Below are 17,096 nucleotides of genomic sequence, written 5' to 3' on the forward strand. Positions count from 1 at the left end.
AGGAGTGTCAGGTGAGTAGGAGGAACGCGTCCCAGCTGGTGGCCGGTTCGCCGAGGCGGACGGTGTGTAGGGCGAGCAGGGCGCCGGCAGTCCCGTCCAGCAACTCGTGAACCCCAGCGGTGATGGACGCCAGCTGAGCGGTGAGTTGGGCGGCGAGCACCGGAAGGCGGGCGGCGAGTTGGGTTGCCCGGTCGGGATCGCTGCTGCTGGTGGCCATGCGGTGGGCGGACTGCAGCAGCCCGGCTTTGCCGTGACACAGTCCAAGTTCTGGCAGCCGAGCCAGTTGGGTCGGATCGCGGAGGGTAGCCAGCATCGCGGTCTCGGCGCGGCGCCGTCGTACGCTGTCGCCGAGGGCGATGCCGGCGAGTTGTTGGGCGCGGGCTGTGCCTGCGGTGCCGTAGCACCAGGACGGCCGGTGCCGCAGCGGCGTGCCGGCGGCGTCGGTGACGAATCCCGGCCACCACGATTCCCCACCTGTTTCGTGGCGATGCTCGTCGGTCCAAGCGCACAGCTCAGCGATCGCATCCACCACGGCGGGAGCGCCTTCAGTGTGGATGGCGGCGAGCGAGAGCAGGGCGATGACGGCGCTGATGCCGTGGGCGACGCCGAGGTTGCCGTGCCCGTGCGGGTACCGTGGGTCGGCGGTGCCGGCAAGCCCGGATGCCAGCCACCACGGTGGTCGCCCTGGTGGCGTGCTGCCGGGTAGTCGGTAGGTGAGACGGATCAGGTACGCGAGGACGTCGCGGGTAATCGGGTGCTCGGGGTGGCGGTGCAGGTGGTAGACGCCGAGCCCAGTCAGGCCGTGGATCAGGTCAAATTCGTGCATTGGCAGGGGCTCGCCGCGGTGAATCCGTGCGTACGCCTCGTCGAGTCGTGCTCGGGTGATGGCGATCGTTTTGTCATCCAAGGTTCGCCGGGCGCGGGCGTAGCCGCCGAGTGCGCTTGCGGTGTGCAACACGAAGGCCAGCGCCGGTACGCCGTGATACAGGTTCGCGTTAGCGCCGGCGCTGATCTGGCCGGCTGCTGCGCGGAGCCAGTGGTGGGCGGCGGCTTCGGGACCGTGCCCGGAGACGGCGCGTTCGATGTGCAGAAGGGCGATGCCGACGGCCCCGCCGGCGAGTGACTGAGGCCCGTTCCGAGGATCGGATGTCGCGCTGAGGATTGCCGGGTCGGCGAGGCCAGCGGCGAACGCGTCAACGATCTGCGGATCGACGGTAGGCATTGTCTCGTTCACCGGCTACTCCTGGCTCGGGTGCTCCAGCTCAGCGCGGCGGCGCGGGCCAGGTGCAGGCAGGCGCGTTCGCTGTCCAGGTCGGGACCCATAACGCGGGCGTGATGCAGGTGCAGCAAGTCGGGTAGCAGGTCCGTGGTGGCGGTCCCGGTGCCGGAGAGTATGTCGCGGTAGGTGCCGAGCGTTATCTGTCGGCGCCGCCAGGCCTTGCGGACCTCCGGAAGCGCGGTCAGGCCGCATGGCCCTGCCAACTCGATGGCCTGGTCGTAGACCGCACGGTTTGGTGCTGGCCGGTGGGTACGGGTGTGGCCGATGAGCCAGCGCGCCGCCTCGCTGGGGTCGCCGATCAGCGCCGTCGTGATGTCGAGCAGGCTGGCGGCGGTCAGCGCCTGCGGATCTGATCCGCGCCGGGCGGCTGCTAGTTGGGTGAGTGCTGCTGCGGAGTCGGCCGCGAATACGGCCTCGGCAGCCGGGTAGGCGACTGGTCCGCCGAAGCGAGCTGTCTCGGGAAAGTCGGTGTCCCACTGGACCCGGCATGTCACGTCAGCGTCGCGCAGCTGCTCCGTCCATCCGGTGATCGTCGTCGTGGACAGGGTGCCCGTGATCCGTAGTCGCAGGTGTGGCTCCGGGTCGCTGTACCGCTGTATCCACCACTTGGCGCCGTACGGCAGCTGGGCGAGCAACGCCGGCAGGTGGTCCAGCAGAATGGTGTTCTGCCGGCCCGGCACGGTGTAGATCTTGAGGTAATGCCGGTTGATGCTTCCGGGGAAGCTGCCGTGCCGGCGGACGTCGATGATGTGGTCGGGCAGTCGAGGTGCGGGTAGCGGGGGAGTGGTGGCGGCCAGTGGGATGACGATCTCGTGCGCGTGCCCGTTGATCCAGTCGGAGGCGTCGGCGGGCGGAGCGGCGTGCAGGACGGCGCGGTCGGTGCGGTCGAGGTGGTCACGCAGCAGTGCTTCGTGGGCGGGCTCGCGCAGGTCGAGCGTGATTTGTTGATCGCTGCCACCGAGTGACAACCGATCCGGGCAGCCGGTGGCCTCGCGCCAGTCGGCCAGGGCCGACGTGCAGGCTGGCGAGCCAGACAAATCGGCTCTCGTCAGCAGCCACCGTGCCGGGGCGAGGACCGTGCGGCCGTACCGAAGCGACGGGAGGAACGGAAGGTCGCGGGTTGCCGGTCCCCAGTCGAGCGGCGTGCATTGGTTCATAAAGGCGGTGGGCGCTTCGGCGAGGAAGCGGACGAGTGGCAGCGTGCGCTGCACGGGTTCGACCGCGTTGACCGGTACCGGCTGGACGGGGCGCCGCCGGGACATCGAAATCAGGTAAAGGCGGTCGGCGTCGGCGGTGACCGCGATGTCGTCCAGCTCGATGACGTCGGGGGCGTTGCCGATGTATTCACCGATCGAGACCAGGAACGGAAGTACGCGCGGGGATCGCGCTACGTCCTGCGTACTGATGTATCTCGTTGCGGCCGAGAGTTGGGCGATCAGCGCGCCTTCCACTGCGGCCGGCGTGCCGGCCGCGTAGGCAATGGCCATCCGCTGCCGGTCGGCGGCATCAGGCAGATCGAGGAACCGGCCTGTGGTGCTGCCGGCGTGCCGGGACACCCGAACGACAGACAGACGGAAGTCGCCGGCCTGGATCGCCTCCATCGTTGGCGCGTGCACACGTACCGTGAGTTCGGTCGTGGGTTGCGGCGCTTCAGACAACTGATCGCCGACCAATGCGGCCACGGCATCGTCGTCCAGCGCCACTTCTTGCTGCCTGCGCAGGGCGGCGCGTTGCGCGAGAGCGAGCAGAGCACGGTCGCGGTCGGTCAGTGCGGGCGCCGGCGCGGGCGGTGTGCCGGTGAATCCGTGCGGGTAGCCGAGGCCGATCTCGGCGTCGACGGCGTCGCGGACCGGGACCAGGGCGTGCAGGCCGTAGCGTTCGAGGAATCGTAGGTGCCAGGCCGCCCAGCCGATGGTGGCGGGCCGAGCGAGGCGCACCAGCGCGGTGGCAGCGCGACACGCTTCAGACGTCACCGTCCGTGGCACCGTGACGTCGCAGTCTGCGCGCAGGTCAACACCGGCTGGCTCACCGATAGTGGCCGTGATTGCCTGGCGGCGATACGCCGCTGCGTCGACGTTGATCGAGGCATCGTGATGGACGCGTTGGGCGCGAAGGCTCCGTAGCGTGTCGGCGGGTTCGCCAGGCAGCCCTTCGAGTTGGGTCACGACGGCGGTCAGGGGATCGGTGACGATCGTGGGTGGCCGCAGGTTGGTCAACAGCAGTTGCTGTCGGACGAGTTGTTCCACCAGGCGATCTGCGGCGGCCGGTGCGGCGCCGGTTTCGGCGACGAGTTTGGCGGTGAGATCGCCCCAGCTGATCGGGTCTGTGGCCAAGGCGAGCGCGGACCGCACCGGAGCGGTGGCGCGAACTCGTAGATGCACGGGTGCGCCGTCAGGCCGTTCGCCGGCGCGATGCTCCAGCAGGGCATGCGCGCCGCGCTGGACGACGAGGTTGTTGGCACGGATTTGCAAGTGCGGCCGCAGGCTCGGATCGGCTTCGAGTTCATCAATTCGCGTCGTCAGCCAGGCCGACGGTATCCGCGCCATCGGGCGATGGTTGACGCCGAGTCGGGCGGTGCCGGTCGCTGCGACGCTGGCGGGAGCGACTCCGGCGAACAATCCGTAAGGCGTGGCGCGGGTGGTGGCTCGCAGCAGATACCGCATCACCGCGAGCACCACGCCGCGTGTATCCCGCTCGGAGACCGACATGGTCAAGACGGTGTCGACGCGGGCGCTAAGATCGGGGCTGGCCTGCCGGAGAGCGCCGGCAAAGCCGGAGATCTGCAGCGTCCGGGACAGCCACGGCCGCCACGTTGCTGCGCTGTTCAAGTCTGGCCATGCGCCGATCTGGTCGATGCAGCAGACCGCGACGCGTGCCAGCAGTGCGTCTTCCAGGCATCGGTACATGCCGTACCTCCCGAAGTCTGCCCTGGCCCAGGGCTGCGACCCCGGGCCAGGGACGCGATCATCCGCAGCTGGTGCAGGCCGACTGGCAGGTTGACCCGCAGCCGTCGTTGGTCGCGTAGATGAGGTGCTTGACGGTGTCGCCGGCCTCGACGAACTCGATGTCGAGTTCGAAGTCCTCGGCCGCGACGGGCGCAGGCTGCGGGGCGGGGGGATCGGTGAGCTGGATGGTCACAACAACCTCCTGCAAGAGAGATGTGGTTCCTCCGGGAATTCCGGAAGCCTTCAGGACCAGGTGACGGCGAGGGTGCCGTGCCGCTTGACTGTGTTCCACCCGGCCGGCCCGGTCGCGTCAGCGCCAGCCGGGTGATACGCGATGTGCGCCGAGCCGCGCAGGAAATGGTCGCGGGCCCAGTCGCGGATCAGCTCGAGGAGCCGGTTGGCGACCTGTTCGGCGTCCGGTCCGTGGGCGATCACGCCGGTCTCGTAGCCGCTGCTGGTCTGCGGGTTGGTGCGTTTGGTGCGGTAGGCGAAGCTGCCGCCTGCGATGAGCACCGGTACGCCGAGGCGCGCGCTGGGTTGGAACACGTCCTGGTCGATCATCGCTTGGCTGACGTGCAGCATTGGCATCTGAGGGCCGCCGTTGGTGAGCAGGAACAGTTGCAGCTCGTCGGGCATGTCGAAGGCGGTGCCGGACCAGCGTTCGATGCCCGGTTCGTGGATGGCCTTGCGCAGCGCCGGTATGTCGAACCGGGCCTGCTGCTGCGGGTCGAGCCGCAAAGCGACGTCCGGGGTGATCGCGACGAGCTGTTCCTGCGTGGCGCCGTCACCCTGCATTGGCACGAACGCGCCGAGCCGGTAGCTGGCCGCGGTCAGCACCGAGCTGCCCGGAGCGCGGTCGAAGGCGATGATCCGGGTGATGCCGGCGAAGCGCAGCGGGACCACGATCCTGCCGGTCTCGGTGAGCTGTTCGATCCAGGCGGGCGGGATGTCCCACGCGCCCACGGTGACGATGATCCGGTCGAACGGGGCGTGGTCGGGCACGCCGTGTTCGGCGTCGGCGGTGACGACGCTGACCCGGCCGTAACCTGACTGCCTCAGGTAGGCAGCTGCCCGGGCGGTGATGTCGGCGTCGATGTCCACGGTCGTCACCCAGCCGGTCGGGCCGACCAACTCGGCGATCAGGGCCGCGTTGTAGCCGCCCGAGCCGATCTCCAGCACGTTCATGCCGGGTTCGATCTGTGTCTGTTCCAACATGGCGGCTTGGATCTCGGCGGCGGACACGACGCTGGTCTCCGTTCCGTCCGCGAGGGTTTTCGGCGCAAGGGTGACGTTCAGGTCGTAAGACCGCTCCAGCGGCTCGCCGGGTGCGAACTGGTGCCGGGGCACGGCGGCGAACGCCGCCGCCACCTCATCCGAGACGATCGCGTCCTGCTCGCGCAGCTTGACCACCATGGCCTCCCGCAACCAGCCGGCACGCTCCTCGGACTTGTTCTCCATCTCGTTCCTTTCCGTCGCAGGCATGTGGTGATCAACGCTGGCCAGGGGAGCGCGGCGTGTCCAGGACACGAACCGCTGGTAGAGGTCGGCCGGCAACGGCTGACCGGCGGCGGCGAAGTCGTCGAGAGCGTCGTACATCTGCGCCGCTACCAAGACCCTCAGGATCGACGGGAAGGCGCGGAACTCGTGCGAGAGCGTGGCCTTGGCGTCAGCACACGGCCACGGCTTGCCGCAGACCGAGCAGTCCCAGCTCGGCCTGACCCTCGTGTGCTCCGCTCCACCGGTCACTCCGGCGCCCGAAACAACGTGGCGGTGCTTCCGTGGGTCGGACACTCCAGTGAGACGCCGCAGACAGTGCACCATCGATGCCTGGCAGTGGTGGTGACACAGCCTGCCAGGTAGCCCAGCAGCAACGCCGCGATCCCCGCCATCACCGTTCCTCACCTGGATTCCCCCGTGGCCGTCGGTCGCCGCTCGATCGCCTTGCCGTTGCCGGCGATCGCCCACGTCCGCGGATGCCGCTAACTCGCCTGAGCGAGCCGAACTGGGCGAGCATTGATCAACTCAGGTCTGCTGGCGCCGGCGCGGCGTACGGGCAGCCGGAGGCTTCGCGAGAAGATCGCCACTGCGCTCTCCCGTCGCCAGCACGGCCCCGGTGCGCCGCAGGCCAGGCACCGGCCGGTGGCGCTCGAGGTGACGTGGGTGTCCAGAGTCGTCTGAGCTGCGCTCAACTGTTGCGCAGCCGACGTCGCGTAGTACGTGCTGCTCGTCATCTCGGTCTCCCGGCTGTATGACGTTCCGATCTTCGGCTGGCCGGCTGTGCGGCACACAATCACGATTGCGCAAGCGGAGACGGGTGGGAATCCTTACTTGCGATTCGACCATTCGTACCTACTTACGGTCCGACTCTGCGCTGAACTGCGATTATGCGTACGTCGCCGGATTCTGCCGGTATTGCTCACGGCGTTCGCGAGTTACAGTCAGCCCATCGAATAGACACCACGTCTAACGTGTTGTGCGGAGGTCGATGGTGACCGTACCGAGCCCATTTGTGCGCCGTCATTGGCTCGCAAGGGAGATCCGTCGGCTGCGTCACGAACATGCCTGCTCCGGCGACCAACTCGCGGAGGCCGCGGGGATTCCCCGGCATCAGCTCCGCGATCTGGAGAACGGACGCAAAGGCCCGGACATCGACGTTGTCGCCGCTGTCTGCGATTACTTGAGCGTCGGTTCGCGCCGACGCGAGGAAATCATGCACGCCGCGGCCGATGGCTGGAGTGTCGGCTGGTGGGAGGCTTGCGCAGCTCGTATGGGACACCGGCAAGCGCGTTACGCCGACCTGGAGAGCGGCACCCAGGCCATCGAGGAGTACGCCCTCGGGCTCATCCCAGGCCTGCTGCAAACGGCGGACTTCGCGAGCGCCCGGATGCGCAGCGACCCGGCCCGTCAGACCGCCGACTTCGATCCCGACGCCGCCGTGGCAGCGCGAGCACATCGGCAACGGCTCCTGCTGGCTGAATCGGGTCCGCGATACGACTTGGTGCTTGACGAGTTCGCGGTCCGGCGTTGTGCGGCCGACCCTGCCGTCGTGGCCGCCCAACTGCGTCACATCGCTGACCTCTGCGCTCGGCACCCGTCCATCACCGTACGGATCCTGCCGATCGACGCCCCGATAAAGGGACACCGTGCGCCACGATCGGCGTACTCCATCTACCGCTACCGCGACGAACACGGCACCCTCGCCGTAGCCGTGGACACTCTGACGACCGACCTCGTTCTCACCGAACTCGCCGACGTCGACGCCTACCTCAGCCTGCACAGCCGGCTCAAGGCTGCCGCCCTGACGCCGCGCGCCTCGATGCAGATGCTGGCCACCATCGCCCCACGGCTTTGCCCGACGGAAGGAGCAGCGGCATGACCCGAGCCGCCTACACCAACTGGCGCAAGGCCACCGCCAGCGATGCCGGCGACAACTGCGTAGAAGTCGCCGTCTCGACGGACGGGGCGACCGTCGGCATGAGGGACTCCAAGAATCCTCAGGGAGCCATCCTGCAGTTCGACCAGGGCGGATGGCGAGCCTTTCTCGCTGCCGTCCGCTCCGGGGAATTCGACCCAAGGTTGCCATGAACGGTTCGAATCATGCAGTGGCGCAGCCGCGGCGGTGTTGTCGGGATCGCCGATATAACGGACAATTCAGCGGCACGGAACCTCGCCGCTCACGCTAGGTTCAGCCGGATGTGGCGAGTAGTCGAGTATTGAGGGAGGTGCTGATGCCTCGCCGACCCGACGCGCTGATCACCCCCAATACGGTGATCAAGGCGGCGCGGGAGCGACTGCCGTCACCTCGCCGCCAACGCCAGTGCATGTCTCGATCCGAACTCGCCGACGCGATCAACCAAGTGCTGGACCGCCTGTATCCAGGCCGAAACCTTGCGGCCTTCTACGTGGACTTCCGCTGGGTCGGCAAACTCGAACGCGGCGAGACTCGCTGGCCGACGGAGGAACGTCGGGCAGCGCTCCGCGAGGTCTTCAACGTCGAGTCCGACCTCGACATCGACCTCTACAGCCCTCGGTGGACCGGCGCCCTGGACCAAGGACATGACGCTGTCCGGCATCGAAAGCTCGATGCGCATCAGGCAGAGTTGGCTGCGGAAGCCCTGATCTTGGGTGAAGCGAACATCGCCACCACCCAGCTCCGTCGGCGTTCCATGCTGTTCGGCATGGCAGCTGTGGTGAGCGCCGCGGGGCTTGCTGGACCGGAAAGCGGGCATCGGCGGCGAATCGGCGCCACCGATCTGTCACGGCTCAATGCCGTCACCACCCTCTACCGCTCCGTTGATCACGAGTTCGGCGGCGGGATGCTGGTCGACGATCTCGGCAAGTTCGCCGAATCGGCGACTGGCCTGCTGGACCACGTCGTCTCCGACGCGTTGCGGCCCCACTTGCTCACAGCAATCTCCAACGCCCGGTACCTCGCCGGCTGGACAGCCTTCGACGCCACCCGGCACGCCGACGCCCAACGACACTTCGCCGCCGCGGAGCGCTACGCGGTCGAATCCGGTGATCGGCGTCTGCTGGCTTATGTGCGCTACGGCCAGGCCAAACAGCTGCAGCATCTGCGTCACAACCGCGATGCGCTCCACACCCTGCAGGCAGCCCATCACGGCCTGGATCCCACGCCGGGAATCCTCGCGATCCTGCACGGTGCGGAAGCAGCGTCGCGTGCTGCCCTCGGTGACGCCGAGGGGGCCAGGCGGGCGCTCGGACAATCCAGCGAAGCGTTCGGAGCGGTCCGGCCGGGCGAAGAACCCGAATGGATGGGCTTCCTCGACCTCGGCGAGCTCCTGGCCCAGTACGGACGTGTGTATCGAGACTTCGCCCGTGCGGATCGCCGCTACGGCGACGACGCCGTGCGCTGGGTCGACGATGCCATCGCCTCCTTCGACCCGGAGAACGTCCGCAGCTCGGTACTCAACCAGGTCGGCCTGTGCAGTGCGTACTTCCTGGCCGGAGCCCCAGAGTTGGCTGTGCAGGCCGGCCGGGCAGCGCAGCAACTCGCCACCGAACTGACATCGCAGCGAGTCGTCGAGCGCATCGCGAATCTGCGACGAGATGCCGCCGATCACCTCGACCGTCCCGACGTCGTGGAATTCCTCCACGACTTGCCCTCGATCCAGCCGCAGCGGAGCGTCTGTTAATGAGTGCCGTGGCCGGCAGATTCACCGAAACAGCGATGCGCCAGACCCTCCTACGAATTGCGAGCCAACTGGGGGCGGACGCCAGCGAGGCAACTCTGCTGCGTCTGACCAACAACGCGGTCTTCGCGCTGCCCTCCGCCAATCTGGTCGTACGGATCACCCGCAGCCATCGGCTGCACGCTCGTGTCCACAAGGTGGCAGCGCTCGGTGTCTGGTTCGCCACCGTAGACGCGCCTACCATCCGGCTCGCCGAGCAGTTCTCCCAGCCGGTCCAGGACGGCCAACTCTTGGCCACGGTTTGGGAACTCGTCCCCGCAACAGAGCCAAAGCCGGATGCGTCGGACCTCGGCGCAGCCCTGCGCACGTTCCACCACTTGGGCCTACCTCCGTTTGAGCTGCCCGCGTGGGATCCCATCGGAGACGCACGTACCCGGATCGCCGATGCCGAAGCCCTCGACGGAGCCGATCGCGAATTCCTGCTCGAATGGTGTGACCGGCTGGAACCCCGTCTGGCCGCCTTCATCGCCAGCGCGGAGGTCGGCTTGGTCCACGCCGACGCCCACGAGGGCAATCTGCTGCGACAGCCGGACGGCCGAGTGGTGTTGTGTGACTTCGACGCGACTTGCCGTGGACCGTGGCAAGTCGACCTCGTTCCCGCTCCCGCGAACGAGGCTCGCTTCGGTCGCACAGGCGGGCACCAAAACCTTGCCCGTGCCTATGGATACGACATCACCACCGACCCGGATTGGCCGCTGCTCCGAGAAGCTCGGGAACTGAAGATGATCGCAGCCGGAGCCCCGCTGCTCGCCTCGGCTCCCGGCGTCCACGCCGAGTTCCGCCTGCGCCTCGACTCCGTGCGCAACAACGACGGGCAAACCAGATGGACGGCCTTTGGCGACCTGCCCCCGCTGACCGCTCAGTAACCGCAGCTCGCGGGGTCCCGTACCCGCCGCGCGCGTCGGGGAGCCGGGTAGAGAAACGGCGAGTGACGTCCCCGGCCAGCACGGGCACGAAACCCACAGGCATCCAAAGCGCGGCTAGTGACAACTTGTCTGGCGCCTATACTAGTCGCCATGGCGCAGACGAGCCTCCGCCTTGTCGGTGCTGCCGAGATCAGCGTGCTTCTCGGCGGTGTCAGCAGGCAGCGGGTCTACCAGTTGACTCGTCGTGCCGACTTTCCTGCGCCGGTTGCCGATCTCGCGCAGGGCAAGGTGTGGAACGCCGATGACGTGTTGGCGTGGATCGCCAGTCATCGGCGGTGAAGGGCGACTGCGAGATGGAGTTCTTGCCCGGGATCCGGTGGAGAGTTGGATTCGTCTTCCGGTCAGCGGTTGGCATCAGGCAAGACTCACGGTTGACCCGGCGTGTTCGTCGTGCGAGCGACGCGCCGACGGAAGCTCGCTAGCAGGCTGTTCGCGCCGTCGTGGTCACCGGTGCGTCGCAGCGCCTCGGCGGCCCGTAGCTGCAGATCTTCGTTGTCGGGCGCGATCGTGATGGCTGTCTGGAGCAGCCGGACAGCTCCGGGCGGCGGTTCATGCTCAACGAGGACGACGTAGGCGTCGATGACGTCGCGCCGGAGCGCTTCGCGGACGGGTGTGAGCCACGGCCAGTCCTGTCCGGCGGCGAACTCCCCGGTGTAGCGACGGACGACAGCGTGGCAGGCCTGTATCCGGGCCGCGGTTTCGATGGCGCACCCGGCCGCGGCGACCGCGGTGCGCCACTGCCACAGGTCGGTGTCGATGGCCGCCGTGTTCAGTTGGTAGCGGGTGTCGTGCCGGTTCACCGGGTTGCTGCCGAGCTCGGGCTGGAGCTGTTTGCGCAGGTCGCTGATCGTGGTGTGTAGCCGTTGGGTGATGGACGCCGGCCGTACGCCGGGCCAGCAGGCGCGGATGAGTTCAGCAGGGCTGGCGCCGTCTGCGTGGACCGCGAGGTAGGCGAGGATCTGCAGGCCCGCGCTGCGGCGCAGCCGGGTGGGCTGTCCCTGGACGACGAGCTGGCAACCGCCGAGGAGTTCCAGGCGGCCGGGCGCATCGGGCTTTCCGGTTACCACCGTGTGCGCCACGCCGGGTCGATGGTCCACGAGCTGGTTCGGGGCGGCCGCGTCGTCCCGGGTGTGCCGTACCAGATCGATCAGGTCGGTGGCGGTCTGTTGGTCGAGTACACAGACCCGGCGCGGTGCTGCGGCATCCGCACCGATGATCATTCCGTCGGTAGCGACGTGCCACCGGGCTGACGCAGCTACGGTGGCGTCGAAGGTGAGAACCGTGACGCTTCCAGCAGGGCTGCCTGGGAATGGTCGGACGGTCATGGCCTGTCGCAGGTCAGGATCGATGCCGGGTAGCAGCGCGTCGATGTCTGTGGCGTCTACGCGTACGTCGTGGGTTGGTGTGCTGTTGGTGGTGGTGAGCGCTGCGCTCACCAGCAGGCCGCGCGCGGCTGCGGCCGCGCCGGGCCCGGCGAGCGCAAGTACGCCGGAAGGTGGTGCGGCAAGCGGGACCGAAGCCTGCGGCGGTGGGCCGGAGACGGCGATGGCTTCCGCGGCTGGGGGGAGTCGTTGCAGGTCGGGGTCGCTGGTGTGGCCGTCTGCGCGCGGTGGCCCGGGACGATAGTGGCGCCGACGGTGGAACCAGATCAGCGAGCCAGCAGCGGTGACCGCCGCGGCGGTGGGGTAGGGGATCCACCCGCCGCCGGGCAACGTGATCCCGCCGTCAGCGGCGCGGGGTTCCGGGAGTTGCTGAGCGACCGCCGGCCGGGCGACGCCGGTGTCCGCGGACGCGGCGCCAGGCAGCGTGAACGCCGCGACCCCGGCCATCGAGCTGGCCGTCACCTGTGCCGGGGTGGGCAGCGGCATGCGGCGCAGCCGCCGCCAAACCGTCGCCGCCCACCGCACGGCGCGGCGCCCCAGATAGATGACCAGCACCAGCCAGGCCATCGTGGCGACGGCACCACAGCAGGCGACGATCGTCCCGGCTGTCAGCGGCTGCTGCAACCAGCTGTCGACCTGCGTGCGGCTGGGCCACCGCCACGGGTGGTGGGCCAGCCACAGCGTGGCCAGCAGCGGCGGCACGGTGACGACGGCGAGCAGGATCGCCGCGGTGGCCAGCCGGTTCACCCACCGCATGATCAGCCAGACGGTGCGGTGGGTGTGGTGCGGGCCAGCGTCCAGGTGCGCTGGGCGAACCAGGCGGCGACCGCGAGGGCGTAGATGACGGCGAGGATGTTCGGCCCGGACCGCGAGATGATCACGGTGAAGAAGCCGAGCAGCACAGCCAGCACGATCCGGGCGGCGGGGTGGCGGACCAGGGCGCAGGTGATGCCAATGCCCATGAGCAGGCCCCCGGTGTAGCCGACGAGTTCGTTCCAGTCGTTGGCCCACCACGGCAGGCCGGCGTGCCACCACAGGGCGACCGCGACGGTGCCGACCGCGGCGGTGATCATCGAGCTGGGGGAGAAGGTGAGGAACGCGTCCCAGCCGCCGGCCGGGGCGGGCCGGCGTTTCCAGGTGAGCGCGGCGAGCAGCAGCACGCAGGCGAGCAGCGGCAGGATCGGCATCAGCGACCAGCGCAGCAACTGGCCGGTCGGGTAGGCGAAGTAGACGGCCGCGGTGATCGCGTACAGGCACGCGACCGCGGCGCCGGCGCCGGCCGCCAGGGCGATGCCGCTGGTGATGCGCGATTCGGGGTATGCACGGGCCGGCGCTTTGTTCTGCTGGTCGAGGATCGCCGCGAACAGCGACGCGGCCTGCAGGAACGTGATCGCCGCGAGTACGGCTGCGACGGTGAGTTCACCCCAGACCGCGAGGACGTAGTAGCCCTCGCCGCGCCAGGTGGGGGTGCCGTTGTTGAAGTCGGCGGTGAACACGAAATGCCCGAACAGGGCGAGCGACGCCAGCCCGGGCAGCGCGAGGGCGACGATGCGGCGCAGCGGCGGGACCCGTAGTGCCGCATCCGGGCTCCCAAGCGTGGCAGCGACGTCGCCGGCTCCGCTGTCGGCGGCGCCCAGCGCGGCCGTCAGCTCCGGGCGGGACAGCACCTGCGGCGTGGTGCCGAGCTTTGCAGCGACCGTGTCGACAGCTCCCGGTGTCGTCGCGGCCGCGCCGATCAGGTAGACGGCGTCGAGCTGGTCCGGTTTGAGGTCGGCGGCGGTGACAGCCTCGGCGGCCAGTTGCCCGGCCCGTTCCAGCACCGGCTGAGCGGCTTGCCGCACGACGCTGGAGTTGACCACGATCGGCGGGTTGCCGCCGGGCACCGGCATCGTCACCGCCGGCTGCTCAGCGAGGGCCTGCTTGGCGGTGCGGACCGCGGCGAGCAGCGGCCACCGCTGATCCGCCGCGAGAGTGTCCAGTTCGGCGCCGGTCAGGGTCATGGTCAGGGCAGCGTCGATGCGGTCACCGCCGCAGTCCGGGTCGGCCAGCGTGGAGAGCACCTCGCCTTCGGCGAGCACGGTTGCTTCGCAACCAGCACCGAGATCAACCACCAGCACGGTACGGGCGTCGCGGCTGATCTGTGCGGTGGCCGCGATCGGTGCTTCGACCAGGCGGGACACGGTGAGTCCGGCGCGGCGGGCGGCGTTGCGCAGCCAGGTACGCCGCCGTGGCCCCCACCCGGCCGGGACTACCAGGCGGACGTCCTCGAGGCGTTCCCCGGCGACCCGGTTGGCCTCCTCGCCGACCTGTCGCAGGGTGGCGGCGACCAGGTCGGCCACCGGAACCTCGGTCCCGGCGACGGTCAGGTTCTCGGTGCCGGCCCGCAACGGCGACAGCACGAAGCCGTCCGGATCGGAGGTGGCCTGCTGCCACGCCGCCGGCCCGACCGCGATCCCGGCCTTGCTGACGTGCACCGCGCTGGACAGCTCGGGGGAGCCGCCGAAGTCAAGCACCGTCGAGGATCCGCCTGGCCAGACGAGGACCGCCCGGGTGGAGGCGGCACCGTAATCGATCGCCAGCCACGGAAGCATGACGATGAGTGAAACAGATGACCGCCGATCCGTCAGCCCCGTGTGTGAGCAGTTGTGAGGTGTTGTGAGCCCGTGTGAGGCCCCAGCGACCTGGTCACCGGCATAGCGTCAGCCCACTGAGAGCCGCGGGGAGGGGTACGCCGTGATTCGGATGGTCGCAGCAATTCGGGTGGTCGTGGTCGCCTGCGCATTGCTGTTCGGTGTCCCGGCGCTGCTTTTCGCAGTCGCCGGGAGTCCGCTGCCGGCGCAGACGCCGTCCGCCGAGCAGTGGCAGTTGTGGGCCAATGACCCGCTGCATCCCCGGTACGCGGGCGCGACTGCCCGTACCGTGATGTGGCTTGTCTGGGCTTTGCTGGCTGTCCTGGTGGCGGCGGCCGTGGCCGCCCGCGTGCGCCGTCTGCCGTGGAGTCGGGCCGCCGGCTACCTGCCCGGCCCGCTGCAGGGGCTGGCTGCGACGCTCATCGGCGCCGCCACCGTCACGACCGCCACCACCACGGCCGACGCCCACGAAGCGGTTCCGGTGACGGCGAGCGTCCCGGACTACCAGCCGGTCGCCCGCACCCTCGAACCCGCGCAAACGGAGCACCGTGCGACCGTCACGGTGCGCCGCGGCGACACCCTCAGCGGCATCGCGCAGCGAAAGCTGCGCGACGCCGAACGCTGGCCAGAGATCTTCGCCCTCAACCGCAACAAACACTTCCCCGACGTCGGTGGACGTCTGCACGACCCGGACGTCATCTACCCGGGCTGGCGGCTGCAACTGCCGGCCGACGCCGCCCCGAAACCACGCACACCCGCCCGCCCGAAGCCCGCTACACCGGCACCCACCAAACCTTCCGAGCCCGCCGCCACAGCCGCGCCCGCCGCCACCGAGCAGGCCAACGAGGACAGGGCGACGGCAGACGAGGGCGTGACGCTGCCCGGCGGATGGATCAGCCTTCCCCTCGCCGCGGCACTCGTCGCCGCCGCAGTCATGGTGTGGCTGCAACGCCGCCGGCGTTACGTCCCGCCCGCCGTCATCGACTCCGACATCGACGATTCCCACCTGCGCCCGCTGCCCGCGGTCCTGACGACGATCAAACGGCAGGTCCGGCGCCGCGACCCCGCCCTGCTTGATCCGCCGGCACCGCAACCCACGGTCGCGCAGCACAACGCCGCCGCACCCGCCGACCAACCCACCACCGGCCTGGACGGGCTGCAACTCGCGGGACTCGACGGTCGCATGCCGGCGGACGGCTGGGGGTTGACCGGCCCCGGCGCGCACGCCGCCGCCCGCGGCCTGCTCGTCGCCACGCTGTCGTCGGGCAGTCCCGCTGACCCTGACGCCAAAGGCCAGGTCATCGTGGCTGCGGACACCCTTGAGGTGCTGCTCGGTGCCGCCGGGCAACGCTACGCCGACATGCCGCGACTGCACCCCACCGCGGACCTGGGGGAGGCGCTCACCCGCGCCGAGGAACTGATCGTCGAACGACGCCGCATCCTGCAGGAACACGACGCCGCCGACCTGGCGGAACTGCGCGCCACCGAACCTTTCCACCCACCGATGCCGCAGGTGCTGCTGCTGGCCACGGCGCCACCAACAGATCTACGGGGCCGACTGGCGACCACGGTACGGCTCGGAGCATCCCTGCAGATCGCGGTCGTGGTGCTCGGCGACTGGACCGACGGCGACACGCTGACCGTCGCCGACGACGGAACAACCGGCACCGAACGGATCGCCGTGCTCGACACTCCCACGGCTCTGCAACTGCTGGACGTGCTGCATGAAGCGCACACCGGAACGCCGGTCACTGCGGCCGTGAGCGCAACGGACGGCCCACCGTCATCATCACCCGCCCAGCCCGTCGTTCAACCGGCGGCTGCTGGTGAGCCGCCAAACGATTCGCCACCGCACACCGTGCGCGTCCGGCTGCTCGGCGAGCCGGCGATCCTCGACAGCGACGGCAAACCGATGACCGGCCTACGCCACCACGCCCGCGGGCTGCTCGTCTACCTGGCCGTCCACCGCGACGGCGCCCGCCTGCCCGACCTCATGGAAGCGTTCTGGCCAGCCGCCACCGTGCGCCGCGCCTCTGAACGGCTCTCCACCGAAGTCGCCAACCTGCGCCGCACCATCCGCCAGGCCGCGGGCGACAAGAGCATTCAACCCGTGATCAACACCGGTGGTCACTATCACCTCGACCCGAAACTGCTCGACATCGACATCTGGCAGGTCGCCGACGCCCTGCGCCAAGCCGCGACCGCCGAACCCGGCGCACGGCTGGCGCTGCTCAGCCGCGCAGTCGACGCCCACAGCGGGGTCCTCGCCGCCGGGTGCGACTACGAATGGATCGAACAACCCCGCGAACACTTCCGCCGCCTCGGCGTGCGCGCCCGTCTCGAGGCGGCCGAACTCATCGAACGGGACGACCCCAAGGCGGCTGCCGACCTACTCGGTGACGCGGCAGCAATCGACCCGATCAACGAAGAACTCGCCCGCCGGGCGATACGCGCAATCGTCGCGGTCGGCGACCACGCCGGCGCGCGATCCGTCATGGAGCACCTGCATGCGGCCCTGCACCACATCAATGAAGAACCGTCCGAGCAGACCACCACACTCGCCGCTGAGTTGATCGCCTCCAGGGACAGGCACAGCGAGGGGTTCTGACCGCTGCCCAACAGCTGCTCTTCCATGCGACGTCGTTGCTCCGCGCCGGCCAGGTGACAGACCGGCGACGCGGGCGGGGCAACCGGTACCCTGGCCACAGGCAGGAGGTCACA

At 69.2% G+C, this 17,096-nt stretch carries 12 protein-coding genes; 6 read left to right on the plus strand and 6 right to left on the minus strand.

The window, feature by feature from the left end; genetic code table 11:
• Positions 1 to 7 precede the first annotated feature (7 nt).
• Genes OHA21_RS00805 through fxlM form a run of 4 tightly spaced genes read right to left on the minus strand, consistent with a single transcriptional unit; the run spans position 8 to position 5,835 of the window.
• Positions 8 to 1,234, minus strand: coding sequence for a lanthionine synthetase C family protein (locus OHA21_RS00805; protein ID WP_328469075.1), 1,227 nt, complete (start codon positions 1,232 to 1,234; stop codon positions 8 to 10).
• Positions 1,231 to 4,185 (minus strand): lantibiotic dehydratase, encoded by a 2,955-nt coding sequence (locus tag OHA21_RS00810; protein ID WP_328469077.1) that lies wholly within the window; start codon positions 4,183 to 4,185, stop codon positions 1,231 to 1,233. Before OHA21_RS00810 ends, OHA21_RS00805 begins: the two co-directional genes overlap by 4 nt.
• 58 nt (positions 4,186 to 4,243) lie before the next feature.
• Positions 4,244 to 4,417, minus strand: a complete 174-nt coding sequence (locus OHA21_RS00815) for an FxLD family lanthipeptide (RefSeq protein ID WP_328469079.1) — start codon at positions 4,415 to 4,417, stop codon at positions 4,244 to 4,246.
• Between the two features lie 50 nt (positions 4,418 to 4,467).
• Entirely contained in the window at positions 4,468 to 5,835 is a 1,368-nt protein-coding gene (gene fxlM / locus OHA21_RS00820; RefSeq protein ID WP_328469081.1) for a methyltransferase, FxLD system, read from the minus strand.
• 874 nt (positions 5,836 to 6,709) lie between these two features.
• On the opposite strand from fxlM, the gene OHA21_RS00825 reads away from it, so the two are divergent.
• The 5 genes from OHA21_RS00825 to OHA21_RS00845 all read left to right on the plus strand — a co-directional run bounded on the left by OHA21_RS00825 (position 6,710) and on the right by OHA21_RS00845 (position 10,642).
• Positions 6,710 to 7,600: a helix-turn-helix domain-containing protein gene (locus tag OHA21_RS00825; RefSeq protein WP_328469082.1), complete on the plus strand. Its 891-nt coding sequence runs from the start codon at positions 6,710 to 6,712 to the stop codon at positions 7,598 to 7,600.
• Entirely contained in the window at positions 7,597 to 7,809 is a 213-nt protein-coding gene (locus tag OHA21_RS00830) for a DUF397 domain-containing protein (protein ID WP_328469083.1), read from the plus strand. The genes OHA21_RS00825 and OHA21_RS00830 overlap by 4 nt, the downstream gene beginning before the upstream one ends.
• A gap of 236 nt (positions 7,810 to 8,045) precedes the next feature.
• On the plus strand, positions 8,046 to 9,380 hold the full coding sequence (locus OHA21_RS00835; RefSeq protein WP_442875230.1) for a hypothetical protein: 1,335 nt from the start codon (positions 8,046 to 8,048) through the stop codon (positions 9,378 to 9,380).
• Positions 9,380 to 10,303, plus strand: a complete 924-nt coding sequence (locus tag OHA21_RS00840) for a phosphotransferase family protein (protein ID WP_328469085.1) — start codon at positions 9,380 to 9,382, stop codon at positions 10,301 to 10,303. The genes OHA21_RS00835 and OHA21_RS00840 overlap by 1 nt, the downstream gene beginning before the upstream one ends.
• 150 nt (positions 10,304 to 10,453) lie before the next feature.
• Positions 10,454 to 10,642 (plus strand): helix-turn-helix transcriptional regulator, encoded by a 189-nt coding sequence (locus OHA21_RS00845; protein WP_328469087.1) that lies wholly within the window; start codon positions 10,454 to 10,456, stop codon positions 10,640 to 10,642.
• 86 nt (positions 10,643 to 10,728) lie between these two features.
• Here the strand turns inward: OHA21_RS00845 and OHA21_RS00850 are convergent, their stop codons facing one another.
• Positions 10,729 to 12,501, minus strand: coding sequence for an AfsR/SARP family transcriptional regulator (locus OHA21_RS00850; protein ID WP_328469089.1), 1,773 nt, complete (start codon positions 12,499 to 12,501; stop codon positions 10,729 to 10,731).
• A gap of 2 nt (positions 12,502 to 12,503) precedes the next feature.
• Positions 12,504 to 14,336 carry an Hsp70 family protein gene (locus OHA21_RS00855; RefSeq protein ID WP_328469091.1) on the minus strand — a complete coding sequence of 611 codons (1,833 nt, stop codon included), beginning with the start codon at positions 14,334 to 14,336 and terminating at the stop codon, positions 12,504 to 12,506.
• Between the two features lie 151 nt (positions 14,337 to 14,487).
• Between OHA21_RS00855 and OHA21_RS00860 the strand changes: the two genes are divergently transcribed.
• Entirely contained in the window at positions 14,488 to 16,983 is a 2,496-nt protein-coding gene (locus OHA21_RS00860) for a BTAD domain-containing putative transcriptional regulator (RefSeq protein ID WP_328469093.1), read from the plus strand.
• The last annotated feature ends 113 nt before the right edge of the window (positions 16,984 to 17,096 follow it).

It is taken from the genome of Actinoplanes sp. NBC_00393, from assembly GCF_036053395.1.
In the GTDB taxonomy this organism is placed as follows: domain Bacteria; phylum Actinomycetota; class Actinomycetes; order Mycobacteriales; family Micromonosporaceae; genus Actinoplanes.